Source organism: Pseudomonas sp. URMO17WK12:I6, assembly GCF_003253625.1.
Lineage (GTDB): Bacteria > Pseudomonadota > Gammaproteobacteria > Pseudomonadales > Pseudomonadaceae > Aquipseudomonas.
Genome location: NZ_QKYZ01000028.1, coordinates 25,319 through 43,786 on the forward strand (window position 1 = coordinate 25,319; position 18,468 = coordinate 43,786).

The 18,468-nt window shown below is 60.3% G+C and carries 17 protein-coding genes; 6 read left to right on the forward strand and 11 right to left on the reverse strand.

Translation table 11 applies throughout. From position 1 onward, the window contains the following. The first annotated feature begins 121 nt into the window (after window positions 1-121). Together F475_RS29590 and F475_RS29595 are read left to right on the forward strand one after the other, a co-directional pair. A complete protein-coding gene (locus tag F475_RS29590; protein ID WP_064616086.1) occupies window positions 122-856 on the forward strand; it encodes a helix-turn-helix transcriptional regulator in 735 nt (244 codons plus the stop codon). 136 nt (window positions 857-992) lie between these two features. After that, window positions 993-2,375 (forward strand): MFS transporter, encoded by a 1,383-nt coding sequence (locus F475_RS29595; RefSeq protein ID WP_111455408.1) that lies wholly within the window; start codon window positions 993-995, stop codon window positions 2,373-2,375. A gap of 55 nt (window positions 2,376-2,430) precedes the next feature. On the opposite strand, the gene F475_RS29600 is transcribed toward F475_RS29595, so the two are convergent. From F475_RS29600 to F475_RS29620, 5 genes are all read right to left on the reverse strand, one after another. Continuing rightward, window positions 2,431-3,384: an adenosine deaminase gene (locus tag F475_RS29600; protein ID WP_018928377.1), complete on the reverse strand. Its 954-nt coding sequence runs from the start codon at window positions 3,382-3,384 to the stop codon at window positions 2,431-2,433. Window positions 3,385-3,465: 81 nt separating this feature from the next. Continuing rightward, window positions 3,466-4,431: a 2-oxoglutarate and iron-dependent oxygenase domain-containing protein gene (locus F475_RS29605; RefSeq protein WP_111455409.1), complete on the reverse strand. Its 966-nt coding sequence runs from the start codon at window positions 4,429-4,431 to the stop codon at window positions 3,466-3,468. Window positions 4,432-4,510: 79 nt separating this feature from the next. After that, window positions 4,511-5,593, reverse strand: coding sequence for a BMP family ABC transporter substrate-binding protein (locus F475_RS29610; RefSeq protein WP_111455410.1), 1,083 nt, complete (start codon window positions 5,591-5,593; stop codon window positions 4,511-4,513). Between the two features lie 277 nt (window positions 5,594-5,870). After that, on the reverse strand, window positions 5,871-7,229 hold the full coding sequence (locus F475_RS29615; RefSeq protein WP_111455411.1) for an 8-oxoguanine deaminase: 1,359 nt from the start codon (window positions 7,227-7,229) through the stop codon (window positions 5,871-5,873). A 191-nt stretch (window positions 7,230-7,420) separates the two neighbouring features. Beyond that, window positions 7,421-8,107: an SDR family oxidoreductase gene (locus F475_RS29620; RefSeq protein WP_105340361.1), complete on the reverse strand. Its 687-nt coding sequence runs from the start codon at window positions 8,105-8,107 to the stop codon at window positions 7,421-7,423. Window positions 8,108-8,199: 92 nt separating this feature from the next. Here F475_RS29620 and F475_RS29625 point away from each other — a divergent pair, with 92 nt between their 5' ends. Further along, entirely contained in the window at window positions 8,200-8,613 is a 414-nt protein-coding gene (locus F475_RS29625) for a hypothetical protein (RefSeq protein WP_111455412.1), read from the forward strand. Here F475_RS29625 and F475_RS29630 read toward each other — a convergent pair. Genes F475_RS29630 through F475_RS29640 form a run of 3 tightly spaced genes read right to left on the reverse strand, consistent with a single transcriptional unit; the run spans window position 8,610 to window position 12,219 of the window. Beyond that, window positions 8,610-9,536 carry an ABC transporter permease gene (locus F475_RS29630; protein WP_019582313.1) on the reverse strand — a complete coding sequence of 309 codons (927 nt, stop codon included), beginning with the start codon at window positions 9,534-9,536 and terminating at the stop codon, window positions 8,610-8,612. The genes F475_RS29625 and F475_RS29630 overlap by 4 nt on opposite strands. Beyond that, on the reverse strand, window positions 9,536-10,642 hold the full coding sequence (locus F475_RS29635; RefSeq protein WP_111455413.1) for an ABC transporter permease: 1,107 nt from the start codon (window positions 10,640-10,642) through the stop codon (window positions 9,536-9,538). The genes F475_RS29630 and F475_RS29635 overlap by 1 nt, the downstream gene beginning before the upstream one ends. An 11-nt stretch (window positions 10,643-10,653) precedes the next feature. Next, the gene (locus F475_RS29640) at window positions 10,654-12,219 is read right to left on the reverse strand and encodes an ABC transporter ATP-binding protein (RefSeq protein WP_064616090.1); all 1,566 of its coding nucleotides are present in this window, start codon (window positions 12,217-12,219) and stop codon (window positions 10,654-10,656) included. Window positions 12,220-12,249: 30 nt separating this feature from the next. On the opposite strand from F475_RS29640, the gene F475_RS30375 reads away from it, so the two are divergent. Beyond that, the gene (locus F475_RS30375) at window positions 12,250-12,426 is read left to right on the forward strand and encodes a hypothetical protein (protein ID WP_155944815.1); all 177 of its coding nucleotides are present in this window, start codon (window positions 12,250-12,252) and stop codon (window positions 12,424-12,426) included. A 370-nt stretch (window positions 12,427-12,796) separates the two neighbouring features. Here F475_RS30375 and F475_RS29645 read toward each other — a convergent pair whose 3' ends face one another. The 3 genes from F475_RS29645 to F475_RS29655 all read right to left on the reverse strand — a co-directional run bounded on the left by F475_RS29645 (window position 12,797) and on the right by F475_RS29655 (window position 15,067). Next, the gene (locus tag F475_RS29645; protein WP_019582316.1) at window positions 12,797-13,378 is read right to left on the reverse strand and encodes a YigZ family protein; all 582 of its coding nucleotides are present in this window, start codon (window positions 13,376-13,378) and stop codon (window positions 12,797-12,799) included. A 7-nt stretch (window positions 13,379-13,385) separates the two neighbouring features. Continuing rightward, the gene (locus F475_RS29650; protein ID WP_018928367.1) at window positions 13,386-14,036 is read right to left on the reverse strand and encodes a TetR/AcrR family transcriptional regulator; all 651 of its coding nucleotides are present in this window, start codon (window positions 14,034-14,036) and stop codon (window positions 13,386-13,388) included. A gap of 110 nt (window positions 14,037-14,146) precedes the next feature. After that, complete coding sequence (locus F475_RS29655; protein WP_007940170.1) at window positions 14,147-15,067, reverse strand: LysR family transcriptional regulator; 921 nt, start codon at window positions 15,065-15,067, stop codon at window positions 14,147-14,149. A gap of 126 nt (window positions 15,068-15,193) precedes the next feature. On the opposite strand from F475_RS29655, the gene F475_RS29660 reads away from it, so the two are divergent. Both F475_RS29660 and F475_RS29665 read left to right on the forward strand, forming a co-directional pair. Then, window positions 15,194-16,543 carry an aspartate aminotransferase family protein gene (locus tag F475_RS29660; protein ID WP_018928366.1) on the forward strand — a complete coding sequence of 450 codons (1,350 nt, stop codon included), beginning with the start codon at window positions 15,194-15,196 and terminating at the stop codon, window positions 16,541-16,543. A 63-nt stretch (window positions 16,544-16,606) separates the two neighbouring features. Further along, window positions 16,607-18,100, forward strand: a complete 1,494-nt coding sequence (locus F475_RS29665) for a CoA-acylating methylmalonate-semialdehyde dehydrogenase (protein WP_086944018.1) — start codon at window positions 16,607-16,609, stop codon at window positions 18,098-18,100. Window positions 18,101-18,468 lie beyond the last annotated feature (368 nt).

Here is an 18,468-nt window from a genome sequence, read left to right on the forward strand (position 1 = left end):
GGCCTGGGTGAGCGGGTGGCTTTGCCCGGCTTATGGCGGTTTTCGCGTCTTGGCCGAGGACACATTACTGGTCAAGATGTCTCTGAGCAGTAGACGAAACGATTCAACAGGGAGTGAATACATGGAACATGCACCTTGCATCAGCCAGATTGCCACGTTGCTGGCTGACCCAAAGCGCAGCGCAATGATGTGGGCCTTGATGGACGGCACGGCACGGCACACTGAGGAGCTGGCGTTGCTGGCGGGCCTGTCGCCGTCTTCGGCCAGTGCGCATCTGGGGCGCTTGTCCACCGGCGGTCTGTTGAAAGTCGAAACCCGTGGGCGCAAACGGTTTTTCCGGCTTGCCGCGCCCGAAGTCGGCGCCGCGATAGAAGCCCTGGCCAGTGCTACCCTGGCCAGCGCGCCTCGGGATATTCCAGAGGTGTTCAAACGTACGAGTCCTATCGCCAAACCTCAGGCGGCGCCTTCGTCACTGCTACGGGCCAGGCTTTGTGACGACCATCTGGGCGGTACCCTGGCCGCCGATCTTTACCAGCGTCTGCTGGATGCCGGCTGGATCGAGCAGCTCGATCAGCGGGTCATGATCACTCACAAGGGTTCCACGCAATTGGCAGCACGCGGTGTGTTCATCCAGGCGCTGGCCCACCGCAACGGCAGAGTCGCCTGCGCGTGCCCGGACTGGAGCGAAAGACGCCCGCACATGGGTGGTTCCTTGGGGGCTGCCTTGTTGCAACTGTTCATGCAGTCCGGCTGGTTGAGCCTGCCCAGCGATTCGCGAGCCTTGCAAATCACGGCCACGGGGCAACGTGAAATCCATCATTTCGCCAAGGAAACCGAGCTGGAAATGGCGCTTTAGAGCCATTGGGGGGCGATGTTCGGGATTCTGGGCTTCAGGCGTCGTTCAGAGCTGTGGGCAGGTCGTATCCAGCAATAACCCCCAGTCACTATCGCGCACACTCGATCCGGGGACTTTCAGATTGGGGGAAGGTGGCATGGAAACACGAAGCTTCAGCGCGGCGGAACGACTGGAACGGCTGCCCATCAGTGGTTATCACCGCATCATTTTCATCATCATTGCCTTGGCGTTTTTCTTCGACTCCATGGACCTGGCGATGATGACCTTCCTGCTAGGCTCGATCAAAACCGAGTTCGGCCTGAGCACGGCGCAGGCCGGGTTGCTGGCCAGTTCGAGTTTCTTCGGCATGGTGGTGGGTGCCTCGCTGTCCGGCATGCTGGCCGACCGCTTCGGGCGCAAACCGGTGTTCCAGTGGAGCATTGTGTTGTGGGGCATCGCCAGCTACCTGTGTTCCACGGCGCAGAACGTCGAAATGCTGACGTTGTTCCGAATCCTCTTGGGGATCGGCATGGGCATGGAGTTTCCAATTGCGCAGTCGATGCTGTCGGAGCTGATTCCGGCCAAGCGTCGTGGGCGTTACATCGCATTGATGGACGGCTTTTGGCCGCTCGGTTTCGTCGCGGCCGGGGTGCTGTCGTACTTCCTGTTGCCGGTGATTGGCTGGCGCGACATCTTTCTGGTGTTGGCGGTGCCGGCGGTGTTCGTCCTGGCGATTCGTTTTTTCATTCCTGAGTCACCGCGATGGCTGGAACAGGCCGGGCATCATGATGCAGCGGACACGGTTTTACACAGCATTGAAGAACGGGTTCGGGCTTCATTGGGCCGTTCGGATCTGCCTGAGCCGATTCGCCTGCCACGGGTGGCGAGTCAACCGGGCAACTTCTTCTCCGCGCTGCGGGAAATCTGGTCGGTGCAATATCGCCGGCGCACGATGATGATCTGGAGCGTGTGGTTCTTCGCCTTGCTGGGTTTCTATGGCCTGACGTCCTGGCTCAGTGCGCTGCTGCAACAGTCGGGTTTCGCCGTGACCCAGTCGGTGTATTACACGGTGCTGATTTCCCTCGGCGGGATTCCCGGGTTCCTCATGGCCGCCTGGCTGGTGGAGCGTTGGGGGCGCAAACCGGTGTGCGTCGTGACCTTGCTCGGCGGCGGGGGGATGGCGTTTCTTTATGGTCAGAGCGCGGTGTTCGGCGGCAACGTCAGCCTGTTGATCTCCTCGGGACTGCTGATGCAGTTCTTCCTGTTCGGCATGTGGGCGGTGCTCTACACCTATACCCCGGAGTTGTACCCGACGTCGGCACGGGCTACGGGCTCGGGGTTCGCTTCGGCCATCGGCCGCGTGGGTTCGCTGCTCGGGCCAATGGTGACCGGGCTGGTGTTCCCGATGACGGGGCAGGGCGGGGTGTTTGCGTTGGGGGCGATGTGCTTTGCGATTGCGGCGGCAGTGGTGTGGATCTTCGGGATGGAAACCCGGGGCAAGACATTGGAAGAATTGAGCGAGCCGGTGATCATCAATTAATCACCGAACCTGTGGGAGCGGGCTGGCCCGCTCCCACAGGTTTATCGGGTGACCTTTAAGGTTTCACCAACCGCGCATCCAGGCTGTTTTGCGCCAGACGCTTGGCCTGATCCTGGGTCATGCCCAGATCGGTGTACAGCGCGTGGAAGTTCTCGGTGACATAGCCACCGAAGTACGCCGGGTCATCGGAGTTCACCGTGACCTTCACGCCGCGTTCGAGCATGTCGAGGATGTTGTGCTGGGACATGTGATCGAACACGCAGAGCTTGGTGTTCGACAACGGGCACACCGTCAGCGGGATCTGCTCATCGATGATCCGCTGCATCAAGCGCTCGTCTTCGATGGCGCGCACGCCGTGGTCGATGCGCTGGATTTTCAGCAGGTCGAGGGCTTCCCAGATGTACTCGGGCGGGCCTTCTTCACCGGCGTGGGCCACGGTCAGGAAGCCTTCGTGGCGGGCACGGTCAAATACGCGCTGGAACTTGCTCGGCGGGTGGCCCATTTCAGAGCTGTCCAGGCCCACGGCCACGAATGCATCACGGAACGGCAGCGCCTGGTCGAGGGTTTTCTGCGCTTCGTCTTCGCTCAAGTGGCGCAGGAAGCTGAGGATCAAACCGCTGGTGATCCCCAGTTGCTGCTCGCCATCTTTCAATGCGGCGGCGATGCCGTTGAGCACCACTTCGAACGGGATGCCACGGTCGGTGTGGGTTTGCGGGTCGAAGAACGGTTCGGTGTGAATCACGTTCTGTTCCTTGCAGCGCAACAGGTAGGCCCAGGTCAGGTCGTAGAAATCCTGGGAGGTGCGCAGCACATCGGCGCCCTGGTAATACAGGTCGAGAAATTCTTGCAGGTTGTTGAAGGCGTAGGCCTTGCGCAGGGTGTCGACGTCGTTCCACGGCAGGGCGATCTTGTTGCGTTCGGCCAGGGCGAACAGCAGCTCAGGCTCCAGCGAACCTTCCAGGTGCAAGTGCAATTCTGCCTTGGGCAGAGCGTTCAGCCAGTCGTACATTTTTGAAATCTCATCAAGTGCAATGGGGGCATTCTACAGATGCCCGCCGAAACAATGAGTAAAACCTGACCAGCCGGTTCATTACACGGCTTCCTGTTCCCGTCGATAAGCGTAGGTGTCGGCAAAGCGCGAGAGCAAGAATTCGGCGCAAGTGGTGGCCGGATACTTCGCCGGATGCTGTTCGTCCTGGCAACCGGGCAGGCATTCGATGGGGGTGTCGGGGTGTGGCTCGGCAAAGAACGGCATCGAGTACCGATCCACTCCAAGCGGGCTGATCACCCGATGTGGCGTCGACAGGTAGCGGTCGTTGCTCCAGCGCGCCATCATGTCACCGAGGTTGACCACGAACGTGCCTTCGATCGGCGGTGCATCGATCCATTCGCCTTTTACGTTGCGCACTTGCAAACCGCCAGCGGCGTCCTGGTAGAGCAGGGTGATACAGCCGTAATCGGTATGGGCGCCGGCGCCTTGCTGATCGCAGGAGCTGGCCGTGTGACGTGGCGGGTAATGAATCATCCGCAGCACGCTGACCGGCTCTTTGAAACGGCTATCGAAGAAGTCACGCTCGATACCCAATGCCAGGGTCATGGCTCGCAGCAGGGTTTGCGCGAGTGCTTGCATGTCGACGTAGTGTTGCTCCATCAGCGCTTCCCAACCGGGCATCGACGGATGACGGTTGGGCCCACGCAAGGGTTTTTCCGCCAGCACCTCGGGATGATCGGCGGGCAGGTGCAGGCCCATGTCGAAGGTTTCTTTCAGGTCGCTGGGTTTGCTCGGGTCGAGTTGTTCGGTGGCGATGGCGCCATAGCCGCGGTGGTGGCGGGTCCGGGTGATGTCGATCTTGAGTTTTTCGGCGGCGGGCAGGGCGAAGAAGCGTTGGGCATGGTCGAGCACGGCCTCGATGCGCGACGGGGCGATCGGGTGGCCCTTGATATAGAAAAAGCCCCATTCGCGGCAGGCGCAGTCGATGTCTGTGGCGACCGATTGCCAGGCTTGAGCGTCATCGCTGTAGAGCGGGGCGATGTCGATGATCGGGAGTTGGTTCATGCGAAGTCCTGCATCCTGCAGATGAGCTGTTATGTGGGAGCGAGTCCGCTCCCACAGGGTTTTGTGTTCCTGACCGGAGTTACTTCGGCATCTCGGCCTTCATGCCTTCCACGTAGTAGTTCATCGACGCCAGTTGCGCATTGGTCGCGCTCACGCCCGCCGGGATTTTCTCCACGCCGGCCTGATCCTTGATCGGCCCGGTGAACGGATGCAGCGCGCCGCTCTTGATGTCGGCAATGATCTGCTCGGCTTCGGCTTTCACTGCGGCCGGCACCAGGTCGCTGATTGGCAGCTCAACCGTGCCTTCCTGCAAACCGCCCCAGTAATCCTGGGATTTCCATGCATGGTCGAGCACACTTTGGGTCGCCTGAATGTAGTGCGGGCCCCAGTCGTTGACGATAGACGTCAACACCGCTTTCGGCCCGAAGTGCGCCATGTCCGATGCATAGCCGACGGCATACACGCCACGCCGTTCTGCTGCCTGGATCGGCGCCGGGCTGTCGGTGTGCTGGAACACCACGTCCACGCCCTGATCGATCAGCGCATTGGCGGCGTCGGCTTCCTTGCCCGGATCGAACCAGGAATTGACCCACACCACTTTGATCTCGGTGCCCGGGTTGTACTTGTTCAGCGCCAGCTGGATGGCGTTGATGTCGCGGATCACTTCTGGAATCGGGAAGGACGCGACGTAGCCGATTTTCTTGGTCTTGGTCATCTTCGCCGCAAGGAAACCGCCGACGTAGCGGCCCTCGTAAGTGCGTGCCAGGTAAGTGCCGAGGTTCTTGTCCTGCTTGTAGCCGGTGGCGTGTTCGAAGGTCACCTTGGGAAATTGCTTGGCAACTTTCAGGGTCGGGTTCATATAGCCGAAAGACGTGGTGAAGATCAGGTCGTACTGGTCCTTGGCCATGTTGCGGATCACCCGCTCGGCATCGGCGCCTTCGGCGACGTTCTCCACGTAGTTGGTGGTGATCTGGTCACCGAACTTCTCTGCCAGTGCCTTGCGCCCCTGTTCATGCTGATACGTCCAGCCGTGATCACCGATCGGGCCGATATAGACGAAGCCGACTTTCAGCGGGGCGGCAGCACTGGCGGTCAGGCTGGCGCTCAGACCGATGGCTGCGGCGACAGCGCAAAGCAGCTGCTTCAACGGACGTTTGTGCATGAACTGGAACTCCATTTTGTTGTGAGGTGTATCGGGTCAATGCAAATTGCTGACCAACAGGACAACAAAATCCGTGGCCGCATAACGGCATTCGCGGGCAAGCCTCGCTCCTACAGGTTTTGCGTTGCACCCAATCCCGCGATAGGCACAATTCCTGTAGGAGCGAGGCTTGCCCGCGAAGGGGCCCTAACGACCACCACAGAACCATCCCGGTGCACCCTCGCGAATTCACGCCATCCGCTGGTGCGAGTGTCTCCCGCAATAGGTCTGCGTCGACTTAGACGCCGGCGATCAACTGCCGAGCCGCCTGGCTGTGATCGGCGATCAACCCTTTCAGATCCAGCCCCTCGACTTGCCCATCGATCACCCGCCACTTGCCGCCGATCATCACCCGGTCTGCCCGGTCCGCGCCGCACAGCAGCAGCGCCGACACCGGATCATGGCTGCCAGAGAAGCGCAGTTCATCCAGTTTGAACAGCGCCAGATCCGCTTGCTTGCCCACCGCCAGTTCGCCGATGTCGCTGCGCCCGAGCAACTGCGCCGAACCCTTGGTGGCCCAGCCCAATACGCGTTCCGGGGTGATCTTCTGCGCGCCATAACGCAGGCGCTGGATGTACAGCGCCTGTCGGGTTTCGAGCATCATGTTCGAGGCGTCGTTGGACGCCGAACCGTCCACGCCCAGGCCCAGCAACGCGCCAGCGTCGGTCAACTCGATGGTTGGGCAAATCCCTGAAGCCAGGCGCATGTTCGAACTCGGGCAATGGCAAATACCGGTGCCGGCCGCGCCGAGGCGGGCGATTTCGTCGGGGTTGAAATGAATGCCGTGGGCCAGCCAGGTGCGTGGGCCGAGCCAGCCGACGCTGTCCAGATAATCCACGGTACGCAGGCCGAAGCGTTGCAGACAGAAGTCTTCTTCATCCAGGGTTTCGGCCAGGTGAGTGTGCAGGCGCACGTCGAGGGTGTTCGCCAGTTCGGCGCTGGCAGACATGATTTGCGGGGTTACTGAAAATGGCGAGCAGGGCGCCAAAGCGATCTGGATTTGCGCGCCGTCACCCCGTTCGTGGTACTCGGCAATCAAGCGTTGGCTGTCGGCGAGAATCACCTCGCCCTGCTGCACGGTCTGCTGCGGCGGCAGCCCCCCGTCTTTTTCACCAAGGCTCATCGAACCGCGAGTGAGCATGGCGCGCATGCCCAGTTCGCGGACACTCTCGACCTGCACGTCGATCGCATTTTCCAGGCCTTCCGGAAACAGGTAATGGTGATCGGCCGCGGTGGTGCAGCCGGACAGCAGCAACTCGGCCAAGGCGACTTTGGTGGCGAGGGCGAGTTTTTCCGGCGTGAGCCGGGCCCAGACCGGATAGAGGGTTTTCAACCACGGGAACAATGGCTGATTGACCACCGGCGCCCAGGCGCGGGTCAGGGTTTGATAGAAGTGGTGATGGGTGTTGATCAGCCCCGGCAAGATCACATGTTCGCGGGCATCAAAGACTTGTCCACAGGGTGCTGACGGTTGCTGGCCGACGCCGAGCACTTCGACGATCAAACCGTCTTGCAGCACCAGACCGCCACGGGCATCGAGCGCGTTGGCCGTGAAAATGGCGAGGGGATTTTTTAACCAGGTACGGGTCGCAGGCATAGTGGCCGGCTCCTCTGAAAGTGGGGTTCAGGGTTGCCAGCTCAGTGTTGCCCTGTCTGCTGATCCAGGGTCGCCGCGGGGGGCGAGGTGCGGAGTTTCGAACAAAACCGTGTTACGGGCAAGCCTCACGCGACCAGACGATGCAAAAGCCTGTGGGAGCCGGGCAAGCCAGCTCCCACAGGGAGGTAGTGTTACCAGGGAATGGTTTCACCCCGGTAGTTCACAAAATGATGCCCGCCCTTGCCGGCATACGCATTCACCTGGTCGATCAACCCGCGGGTGCTGGTTTCCACATCGATGTCGGCACCTTCGCCACCCATGTCGGTCTTCACCCAGCCTGGGTGCAGCGACAGCACGGTGAGTTTCTGTTCGCCCAATTGCGTGACGAAGCTGTTGGTCATCGAGTTCAGCGCCGCTTTGCTGGCCTTGTACAGCGCCAGCTCCGGCGCGTCGGGCATGGTCACGCTGCCCAGCACCGAACTCATGAACGCCAGCACGCCACTGCCTTCACGAATCTGCCCGACGAAACGCTGGGCCAGGTTGATCGGCGCCACGGCGTTGGTGAAGAACAGTTGACCGACCTCGGCCAGGGTCGCGCCACCCGGCGTCTGGACCTCCGGCCCCTTGACCCCGGCATTCACGAACAACAGGTCAAACACCTCGCCCTTGAGCTGTTGGCTGAGGGCGATGACCGCTTGCTGGTCGTCCATGTCGAGTTTTTCGATCCGTACCTTGCCCAACGCCTGCAAGGCTTCGGCACCCTGTGGGTTGCGCACGGTGGCGGTGACTTGCCAGCCGTCGGCCAGCAGGGTTTTCACCAGACCGAGGCCCAGTCCCCGGGAGGCGCCGATGATGAGTGCGGTTTTTGCCGTGGACATGAATGGCTTCCTTGATGTCTCGAGAGGGCTTGACCCTGGAGCATACTCCAGGCTTTAGCCTTGTTGCTCCCTGAATGTATGGAGCAATGCCAATGTGGACTTCAACGCAATATCGTCAACTGGTGCGTGGCAGCGCATGGTACGACCTGATCGTCACGGCGGCATTTGCCACGCCGTGGAGTTTTGCGGCGTTGCATGGCGTGCTGTTAAACCTGAGTCAGACTTTCAATCTGCCCGGCGAGCTACCGCCGTTCGAGCCGGTGCACATGTTGATGGCGAATCTGTTGGGCTCGATTGTGTGCGTATGGGCCGTGCTGCGGATTCGCGATCCGCAGCAGATGTTTGGGCGATATGACGCGGTGGGGAGGTTTCTGTTTTCGGCCTGGCAGGCTTATGCGCTGGCCCGTGGGGCGAGTTCGCTATTGGTGATTTTCCTGTTCTTTGAACTGATGTGGGGTGTGGCCCAAGCGTTGCCTGTTCGTACGCCTTCGCGGGCCACCACTTAATGCCCCGCCCGCCACGGCTGCCCCAACGACACCGGCGCATACAATCGTGTGCGCACGGCATCCCGGGACAGCAGCACCAACACCACAATGGTCGCGACATACGGCAGCATCGCCAGCAGACTCGACGCAATCGCCAGCCCCAAGCCCTGCGCCACCAAATGCAGGATGCTGGCGAGACCGAACAGATAAGCTCCAAGCAGCAACCGCCACACTCGCCAACTGGCAAACACCACCAGCGCCAGGGCAATCCAGCCGCGACCGGCGCTCATGTTCTCCGCCCACATCGGCGTATAGGCCAGGGACAAATATGCCCCAGCCAATCCCGCCATCGCCCCGCCAAACAGCACCGCCAGCGTACGCACGCGCAACACCGGCAAGCCCATTGCACTGGCGGCGTCCGGGCTTTCGCCGACCGCCTGAATAATCAACCCGACGCGACTTTTCACAATCACCCAGGCCACCAGCGCAAACAGGGCAAACGACAGATACACCAGCAGGTCCTGGGCAAACAGCATCCGCCCGATCAGCGGAATTTCACTCAGATAAGGAATCGCCAGCGGCTCGAAACCCGCCAGCGGTTTGCCGACCCACGCAGCGCCAACGAAGGTTGACAGGCCCACGCCGAAGATCGTCAATGCCAACCCTGTCGCCACCTGGTTGGCGTTGAACACCAGCGCCACCAGGGCGAACAGCGACGACAACAGCATCCCGGCGAACATCGCCAGCAACACGCCGAGCCAGAGGTTGCCGCTGTTCAGGGCGACGATAAAACCGATCACCGCCCCAAACAGCATCATGCCTTCCTGCCCAAGATTGAGGACGCCGCTCTTCTCGCAGATCAACTCGCCCAACGCCACCAACAACAGCGGTGTGCCACAGCGAACCATGGCATAGAAAATATTGCTCAGCAGATCGATATCCATCACAAGGCTCCTGCTTGTACGGCGGTGGTCGAGGTGCGCCGTACCCAGCGCAGGTTCAAACGTGGTCGGTAGAGAATCAGCACGTCACTGGCCAGCAGGAAGAACAGCATCATCCCCTGGAACAGTTGAGTGATGGCTTGCGGCAGGTTCATGCTCATCTGCGCGCTTTCGCCACCGATGTACAGCAGCGCCATCAACAGGCTGGAAAGCAGAATGCCGATGGGATTCAGCCGCCCGAGAAACGCCACGGTGATCGCCGCATAGCCATAACCCGGCGAAACCTGCGGCACCAGTTGGCCGATGGGCCCGGTGACTTCGCAAACCCCGGCCAGCCCCGCCAGGCCACCGCTGATCAACAGCGCCAGCCAGATCAGCCGCTTCTCGCGAAAGCCGACAAAACCCGCCGCGCGCTTGTCCAGCCCGAGCACTTTGATCTGGAAACCGACAAAGCTCTTCTGCAACAACACCCACACCGCAACCAGCGCGAGCAAGGCGAAATACACGCCCGCATGGACCCGACCATCCTCCATCAGCAGCGGCAAACGACTGGCATCGCCAAACATCGCCGACTCCGGAAAGTTGAACCCGGCCGGATCCTTCAGCGGCCCGTGAACGCAGAACAGCAGCAGGTTCAAAGCGATGTAATTGAGCATGATGCTGGTGAGGATTTCATTGGCGTTGAAGCGTGTACGCAGCCATGCCGTCAGCCCGGCCCACGCGGCACCGGCCAGGGTGCCGGTGAGCAGGATCAACACCAGCGCCCAACGGCTTTGCAGGTCGATGATGTTCACCGCCAATGCACTGCCGGCCAAGGCGCCGAGCAGCAACTGACCTTCGGCGCCGATGTTCCAGATCCGTGCCTGATACGCCACCGCCAGGCCCAATGCACAGAGCAGGATCGGCAACGCTTTGACCAACAGTTCGGAGACGCCATACAGGTCGCTGATCGGTGCAATCAACAGGGTGTGCAAGGTCAGCAATGGGTCGTGGCCCAGCGCGATAAACAACAATGAGCCACAGCCCAGGGTCAACACAGCCGCCAGCAACGGCGAGCACCACAACATCAGGCGCGATTGCTGGCCACGGGGTTCGAGAGAAAGCAGCATGTGAAACTCCGTTAAAACGTTACGGGTGCAGGTGATTGGGGTGCATCGAACTGGCCGGCCATCCAGCCGCCGACATCGATCAGGCGGGTGTCGACGGTGGCTTGCAGTGCCGACAGCCGGCCGCCGCACAGGGCGCCGAGGCGATCGCTGATCTGGAACAGTTCGTCGAGGTCTTCGGAGATCACCAGGATCGCCGCCCCAGCGTCGCGCAAGGCGATCAGCGCCCGGTGAATGGTCGCGGCGGCGCCGACGTCCACGCCCCAGGTCGGGTGCGCGGCCACCAACAACCTGGGTTGCTGAAGGATTTCCCGGCCGAGGATGAATTTCTGCAAGTTGCCACCAGACAGGCTGCGAGCCGCTGCCTGGGCATCGGGTGTCTTGACCCCGAAGCGGCGGATGATGTCTTCGGCCAGTGCCTCGACTTTGCTGCGCTGGATCAATCCATTGCTGACCAGCCCTTGTTGAAATGCGGTGAGCAGGGCGTTATCCGCCAGGCTCAGTTCCGGTACCGCGCCATGGCCCAGACGCTCGGCGGGGACGAAGGCCAGGCCGAGTTTGCGTCGTGCATCCGGCCGCAGGTGCGCCACCGGTTGCCCGGCGAAACAGATCGTAGCGCCGTCATTCCTCGGTAGCTGTTCTTCACCGCTGAGCAAGGCCAGCAACTCATCCTGGCCATTGCCGGCCACCCCGGCGATACCGACGATTTCACCGCTGCGCACCTCGAGATCAATGTCCTTGAGCGAGCAGCCGAACGGGTCCGGGTTGTGCCAGGACAATCCAGTCACGTTCAGAAACGCGTCAGCCCCCCTGACCTTCGGATAGTCAGTAATCAGCTCAGCGGCTTCACCGACCATCAACTGCGCCAGTTGCCGGTCCGAACACTCGGCCGGCACGCAATGCCCGGCCACTCGTCCGCCGCGCAACACCGTGGCGCTGTGGCACAGCGCGCGCACTTCGCCGAGCTTGTGGCTGATGAACAGAATGCTGCAGCCCTCGGCGGCCAGTCGGCGCAACGTGATGAACAATTCGTCGGCCTCTTGCGGGGTCAGTACCGACGTCGGTTCATCGAGAATCAGCAGGCGGATGTCCTGCATCAGGCAGCGAATGATTTCCACCCGCTGACGCTCGCCGATGGACAGGCTGTGGACCAGTCGCTCCGGTTCCAGCGCCATGCCATAGCGTTGGGACACCTCGCGGATTTTCGGTTCAAGCTGCTTCGGCGTACCGGCCGCAGCGCCCATCGCCAAGGCGATGTTCTGCGCCACGCTCAGGGTTTCGAACAGCGAGAAATGCTGGAACACCATGCCGATCCCGAGGCTGCGGGCCTGGGCCGGATTGCGCATGGTCACGCGCTGGCCCTGCCAGATCATCTCCCCTGAGTCGGCGTGTGTGACGCCGTAGATGATCTTCATCAGGGTACTTTTGCCCGCACCGTTTTCGCCGAGCAGGGCGTGGATTTCACCGGGCGCAATGCTCAAGTCGATGGCATCGTTGGCCAGGCAACCGGGATAACGTTTGCTGATTCTGCGCAATTGCAGGCGGGGTGTTTGATCGGGGGGAGGCGCAGGGTTGGACATGACAGGCTCGGGTCGCAAAAGGATATGCCTGTGGATAAAGCAATTTCCTGGCCATTGAGTCAGGAAATCGGCAAAAGCCTGTTGGCACAGCCGTTGCGGACGCTGCCTCGACCTCTACCAACTCCTGGAGAGGCACCACTTGAGGGCAAGGTTTTGGATCAGGCTCCGGTTTTGCGCGCGATCAATTGGTCAAAAAACGAGCAATAAGCTGCAGGCATTGTCAGGCATGGGGCTGCGCCAGCCATGAACGGGTTATCCACAGCTTGTTCCACAGTATCTGTGCGCAAGCCGACCGTGTGGGCATAAGCACCGAGGGGCTTTCTTCTAATGGCGATAAACCACTCTAACTGATTGTTTTTACGTGGAATAAACGTCGCGGATGGCGAGTTGGACGAAAAATGAGCAAAGCCCGCAAAGCCGCATGACAGAAGGGTTACAGCAGAATGTGCTCAGGTTATCCACAGCCGGGTGCACAGCAGATGTGGGCAAGTGTCGAGAGCAAAGAAAATCGGGGTGCCCCAAAAAATCGCAGCGCCCATAGGCGCGTAGAGCTGCCGAAGGTTGCGATCTTTTGATCTTAACGCTGCAACAAAATACGCCCGCGACTTAAGTCCGCCAGCTGCGTTTGCAGCGTACTTATCTGCCCGTCGCCAATCGCCAATTGCAGTTCCACACCATTGGCCGTGAAGGTTTCCTCCACCACCAAACCACCCAGCTCCGCGACCCGAAGCTTCACCAACGCCAACTCGCCAAATGCACAGGCACAACTGACCGGCACCCGACTGATCAACTCGACTTTCGGTGCCCCTTGCAGGCATTTGTTGGCACTGCCGCCATACGCTCGGGCGAGGCCGCCGGTGCCCAACTGGATGCCGCCATACCAGCGGATCACCACGACCGCGACCTGATCGCAATCCTGCGCTTCAATCGCCGCAAGGATCGGCCGGCCAGCGGTGCCACCGGGTTCGCCATCGTCAGTGCTGCGGTATTGATCGCCGAGCTTCCAGGCCCAGCAATTGTGCGAGGCGTTCAAATCACTGTGTTGCTCGATGAACGCCTGGGCATCGGCTGCGCTGGCGATCGGCGCGGCGAGGGCGATGAAGCGGCTTTTGCGAATCTCTTCGCGGTATTCGCAAAAACCGCTGAGGGTAAAAGGCATGGGTGTCTTAAATAGCCGGCGTCAGGCCGCAGCCTTTGAGAATAATGCGAATCAGGTTGCTGCCGGCGTCTTCCATGTCTTGCTTGGTCAACTTGGTGCGCCCGGTGACACGGCAGATCTGCGTGGCAAAGTCGGCGTAATGCTGGGTGCTGCCCCACAGCAGGAAAATCAGGTGCACCGGGTCGATCGGGTCCATTTTGCCGGCGTCGATCCACGCCTGGAACACCGCGGCCCGACCTTGAAACCAGGTGCGGTAGTCCTGGTTGAAATGCTCGGTCAGGCAATCACCGCCGCTGATGACCTCCATGGCGAAGACCCGCGAAGCTTGTGGCTGGCGCCGGGAGAATTCCATTTTTGCGCGAATGTATCGCGTCAATGCTTCTGCCGGATCGTCCTCGACGGTCAGGGTATTGAAGGTGCTGTCCCACAATTCAAGGATGTTACTCAGCACCGCCACGTACAAACCTAGTTTGTTGGTGAAGTAGTAATGCAGATTCGCTTTGGGCAACCCGGCTTTTTGCGCGATGGTGTTCATGCTGGTGCCTTTGAACCCGTGACGGGCGAACTCGTCTTCGGCGGCTTTGATGATGGTCTCTTCGTTCTTCTGACGAATGCGGCCGGCGGGTTTGCCGCCGTGGGCTGGGACTTCAAAGGTCATAGGCACTTCCGAACAGGTAGATGGGTGCAACCAGATGCGTTGATAGCGCACCCACGGGCCTCAGACAAGTCCTATGGCGATAAAACCTTGGGCACCGCTCCCACAAGCTTTCAGCGAGTAGCCGCCAGACTCTCCAAAAAACTCTCCAGAACCAGATGCGGGCGACGGCCCTTGCGTGTAACCGATGCCAGGCTCAGGTCATAAAAACGTGCCTTGGGTTTCAGTGCGCGCAAACGGCCTTGCTGCACCCAGAGGCTGGCGTAGTGATCCGGCAGGTAACCAATGTAGCGCCCGGTCAGGATCAGAAAGGCCATGCCCTCGCGATCCGACGCACTGGCGGTGCAATTGAGCGCCTGGTAATGAGCCTGGATCTCGGCGGGCAAACGGAATGTCGGGGCGATGGCGTCCTGGCTGTTGAGGCGCTCATCGTCCAGTTGTTTATCGTCGACATAGAACAACGGATGGCCGACCGCGCAGTACAGCAACGAACGTTCGCTGTAGAGCGGTTGATATTCCAGCCCCGACAACGCGCTGGCTTGCGGCACTACGCCGACATGCAAGCGACCGTCGAGCACGCCTTGTTCGACTTCATTGGGCGCGATCATGCGGATCTGGATCTGCACGTCGGGGCCGCGTTCCTTCAATTGGGCCAGGGCGTGGGTGATGCGCATGTGGGGCAGGGTGACCAGGTTGTCGGTCAGGCCGATGGTTAATTCGCCGCGCAAGTGTTGGTGCAGGCCGTTGACCTCGGTGCGGAAACTTTCCAGCGCACTTAATAGCTGCAACGCAGATTGGTAGACCTCACGGCCTTCTTCGGTCAGGGAAAACCCCGCGCGACCTCGCTGGCACAGGCGCAGCCCCAGGCGTTGCTCCAGATCGCTCATTTGCTGGCTGATGGCCGAGCGACCGATACCCAGCACCGATTCCGCCGCGGAGAAGCCGCCGCACTCCACCACGCTGCGAAAAATCCGCAGCAGGCGGATATCAAAGTCGCTGACTTGCGCCAGCGGATCGGGGCGACGGGTACTCATAGTTTAGTCCGGGTCTGACTGAAGGTTAGAAAAGTTGGATTTCATCGACTTTATCCCCGTGGCAATTTAGCTGCAAGAACGCTTTTGATCTCCACGCCGCTTATTTTGCCCTGCGAGGTTTTGCCCATGAACGTGCCTGAAAACGCCCCGACTTCCCTGGCCAGCCAGCTCAAGCTTGACGCTCACTGGATGCCCTACACCGCGAACCGCAATTTCCAGCGCGACCCGCGCCTGATCGTGGCGGCCGAGGGCAGTTGGCTGACAGACGACAAGGGCCGCAAGGTCTACGATTCGCTCTCGGGTCTGTGGACCTGCGGCGCCGGGCACACCCGCAAGGAAATCCAGGAGGCGGTGGCCAAGCAATTGGGCACTCTCGATTACTCGCCGGGCTTCCAGTACGGTCACCCGCTGTCGTTCCAGTTGGCCGAGAAAATCACCGACCTGACCCCGGGCAATCTGAATCACGTGTTCTTCACCGATTCGGGTTCCGAATGTGCAGATACCGCGGTGAAAATGGTGCGTGCCTACTGGCGCCTGAAAGGCCAGGCGACCAAGACCAAGATGATCGGCCGCGCTCGTGGTTATCACGGCGTGAACATCGCCGGCACCAGCCTCGGCGGCGTGAACGGCAACCGCAAACTGTTCGGTCAGGCGATGATGGATGTCGATCATCTGCCGCACACCTTGTTGGCGAGCAATGCTTTCACTCGTGGCATGCCGGAGCAGGGTGGTATCGCGCTGGCGGATGAATTGCTCAAGTTGATCGAACTGCACGATGCCTCGAACATCGCAGCGGTATTCGTCGAGCCATTGGCCGGCTCCGCTGGCGTGCTGGTTCCACCGCAGGGTTACCTCAAACGTCTGCGCGAGATCTGCGATCAGCACAACATCCTGCTGGTGTTCGACGAAGTGATCACCGGTTTCGGTCGTACCGGTTCGATGTTCGGTGCCGACAGCTTTGGTGTCACTCCGGACCTGATGTGTATTGCCAAGCAAGTCACCAACGGCGCGATCCCGATGGGCGCGGTGATTGCCAGCTCCGAGATCTACCAGACCTTCATGAACCAGGCGACGCCTGAGTACGCGGTGGAATTCCCGCACGGCTACACCTATTCCGCGCACCCGGTGGCTTGCGCCGCAGGCCTGGCGGCACTCGACCTGCTGCAAAAGGAAAACCTGGTGCAGAGCGTGGCCGAAGTCGCACCGCATTTCGAAAACGCACTGCACGGTGTGAAGGGCAGCAAGAACGTCATCGACATTCGCAACTACGGGTTAGCCGGTGCGATCCAGATTGCACCTCGCGACGGCGATGCCATCGTGCGTCCGTTCGAAGCTGGCATGGCGCTGTGGAAAGCCGGGTTCTACGTGCGCTTCGGCGGCGACACCCTGCAGTTCGGCCCAACCTTCAACAGCAAGCCGCAGGACCTTGATCGTCTGTTCGATGCAGTCGGCGAAGTGCTGAACAAGATCGACTGATTCCCTCTTCTATATAAAGGCGTCCTTTCAAAGGACGCCTGTGGACAATTTCAGGAGCCCCGCATGAGCCTCATCCCGCATTTGATCAATGGCGAACTGGTGACCGAAGACGGTCGCACGGCCGATGTGTTCAACCCGTCCACCGGCCAGGTTATCCACAAGCTGCCGTTGGCCAGCCGCGAAACCATTCAGAAAGCCATCGACTCGGCCAAGGCTGCGTTCCCGGCCTGGCGCAATACGCCAGCGGCCAAGCGCGCTCAGGTGATGTTCCGTTTCAAGCAACTGCTGGAACAGAACGAATCCCGCATCGCACAACTGATCAGCGAAGAACACGGCAAGACCCTGGAAGATGCTGCCGGTGAATTGAAGCGCGGGATCGAGAACGTCGAGTTCGCGTGCGCGGCACCAGAAATCCTCAAGGGTGAGTACAGCCGTAATGTCGGGCCGAACATCGATGCCTGGTCGGATTTTCAGCCATTGGGCGTAGTGGCCGGCATTACCCCGTTCAACTTCCCGGCCATGGTGCCGCTGTGGATGTATCCGTTGGCGATCGTCTGTGGCAACTGCTTTATCCTCAAGCCGTCCGAGCGCGATCCAAGCTCCACGCTGCTGATCGCTCAATTGTTACTGGAAGCCGGCCTGCCGAAAGGCGTGCTGAGTGTGGTGCATGGCGACAAGGCCGCAGTGGACGCACTGATTGAAGCGCCGGAAGTCAAAGCGTTGAGCTTCGTCGGTTCGACGCCGATTGCCGAATACATCTACGCCGAAGGCACCAAGCGCGGCAAACGCGTCCAGGCGCTGGGCGGGGCGAAGAACCATGCGGTATTGATGCCGGATGCGGATCTGGATAACGCGGTCAGCGCGTTGATGGGCGCCGCTTACGGTTCGTGCGGTGAGCGCTGCATGGCGATTTCGGTGGCCGTGTGTGTCGGTGACCAGGTGGCGGATGCGTTGGTGGCCAAACTGACACCGCAGATCAAGGCACTGAAAATCGGCGCTGGTACAACTTGTGGCCTGGACATGGGGCCTCTGGTCACCGGTCAGGCGCGGGACAAGGTCAGCGGTTATGTTGAAGACGGCGTAACCGCCGGTGCGAAGCTGGTGGTGGACGGTCGTGGTCTGAGCGTGGCCGGTCATGAGGACGGCTTCTTCCTGGGTGGCTGCTTGTTCGATAACGTCACGCCAGAGATGCGCATCTATAAAGAAGAGATCTTCGGGCCGGTGCTGTGCGTCGTCCGGGTCAACAGCCTGGAAGAGGCGATGCAACTGATCAATGATCACGAGTATGGCAATGGCACCTGCATCTTTACCCGTGATGGGGAAGCGGCGCGGTTGTTCTGCGATGAGATCGAAGTGGGTATGGTCGGCGTCAACGTACCGTTGCCGGTGCCAGTGGCGTATCACAGCTTTGGCGGCTGGAAGCGTTCGCTGTTCGGCGATCTGCATGCTTATGGCCCGGATGGCGTGCGGTTCTATACGCGTCGCAAGGCTATTACCCAGCGCTGGCCGCAACGGGCAAGCCATGAAGCTTCGCAATTCGCATTCCCTAGCTTGTAAGTAGAAGGGCAGAAGGCCGACCTCTTGAGGTCGGCCTTTGTGTTTTCGGGCTGTTTTGACCGATATGACAGAAATGTGAAATTAGAGGTTGACGGCAGATCCTGGACGTCTATAATTCGCCCCACTTCCGGCGCAGTCGAAACGGAAAACTCCTTGGTAAACAACGAGTTACGCAGTTTTCGACAGCGGTTACGCTTCAGTTTATCGAAGCCAGAAGGAGTTGGTAGGGCATGATGTTGTCGCCTTATTGACGGCTCGATCTTCTCGGTCGAAAGCGGAGAAAAAGAGGTGTTGACAGCAGCGACTAACGCTGTAGAATTCGCCTCCCGCTAACGAGAGATCGGAAGCGCAAGTGGTTGAAGTTGCAA

What these genes read in the sequence shown, in the direction of transcription:
- F475_RS29645 (WP_019582316.1), bottom strand. Translation starts at nt 13,378, where the DNA reads ATGCCTTTTACCCTCAGCGGTTTTTGCGAATACCGCGAAGAGATTCGC.
- F475_RS29610 (WP_111455410.1), bottom strand. Translation starts at nt 5,593, where the DNA reads ATGCACAAACGTCCGTTGAAGCAGCTGCTTTGCGCTGTCGCCGCAGCC.
- F475_RS29650 (WP_018928367.1), bottom strand. Translation starts at nt 14,036, where the DNA reads ATGACCTTTGAAGTCCCAGCCCACGGCGGCAAACCCGCCGGCCGCATT.
- F475_RS29595 (WP_111455408.1), top strand. Translation starts at nt 993, where the DNA reads ATGGAAACACGAAGCTTCAGCGCGGCGGAACGACTGGAACGGCTGCCC.
- F475_RS29665 (WP_086944018.1), top strand. Translation starts at nt 16,607, where the DNA reads ATGAGCCTCATCCCGCATTTGATCAATGGCGAACTGGTGACCGAAGAC.
- F475_RS29625 (WP_111455412.1), top strand. Translation starts at nt 8,200, where the DNA reads ATGTGGACTTCAACGCAATATCGTCAACTGGTGCGTGGCAGCGCATGG.
- F475_RS29600 (WP_018928377.1), bottom strand. Translation starts at nt 3,384, where the DNA reads ATGTACGACTGGCTGAACGCTCTGCCCAAGGCAGAATTGCACTTGCAC.
- F475_RS29640 (WP_064616090.1), bottom strand. Translation starts at nt 12,219, where the DNA reads ATGTCCAACCCTGCGCCTCCCCCCGATCAAACACCCCGCCTGCAATTG.
- F475_RS29635 (WP_111455413.1), bottom strand. Translation starts at nt 10,642, where the DNA reads ATGCTGCTTTCTCTCGAACCCCGTGGCCAGCAATCGCGCCTGATGTTG.
- F475_RS29605 (WP_111455409.1), bottom strand. Translation starts at nt 4,431, where the DNA reads ATGAACCAACTCCCGATCATCGACATCGCCCCGCTCTACAGCGATGAC.
- F475_RS29630 (WP_019582313.1), bottom strand. Translation starts at nt 9,536, where the DNA reads ATGGATATCGATCTGCTGAGCAATATTTTCTATGCCATGGTTCGCTGT.
- F475_RS29655 (WP_007940170.1), bottom strand. Translation starts at nt 15,067, where the DNA reads ATGAGTACCCGTCGCCCCGATCCGCTGGCGCAAGTCAGCGACTTTGAT.
- F475_RS29590 (WP_064616086.1), top strand. Translation starts at nt 122, where the DNA reads ATGGAACATGCACCTTGCATCAGCCAGATTGCCACGTTGCTGGCTGAC.
- F475_RS29620 (WP_105340361.1), bottom strand. Translation starts at nt 8,107, where the DNA reads ATGTCCACGGCAAAAACCGCACTCATCATCGGCGCCTCCCGGGGACTG.
- F475_RS29615 (WP_111455411.1), bottom strand. Translation starts at nt 7,229, where the DNA reads ATGCCTGCGACCCGTACCTGGTTAAAAAATCCCCTCGCCATTTTCACG.
- F475_RS29660 (WP_018928366.1), top strand. Translation starts at nt 15,194, where the DNA reads ATGAACGTGCCTGAAAACGCCCCGACTTCCCTGGCCAGCCAGCTCAAG.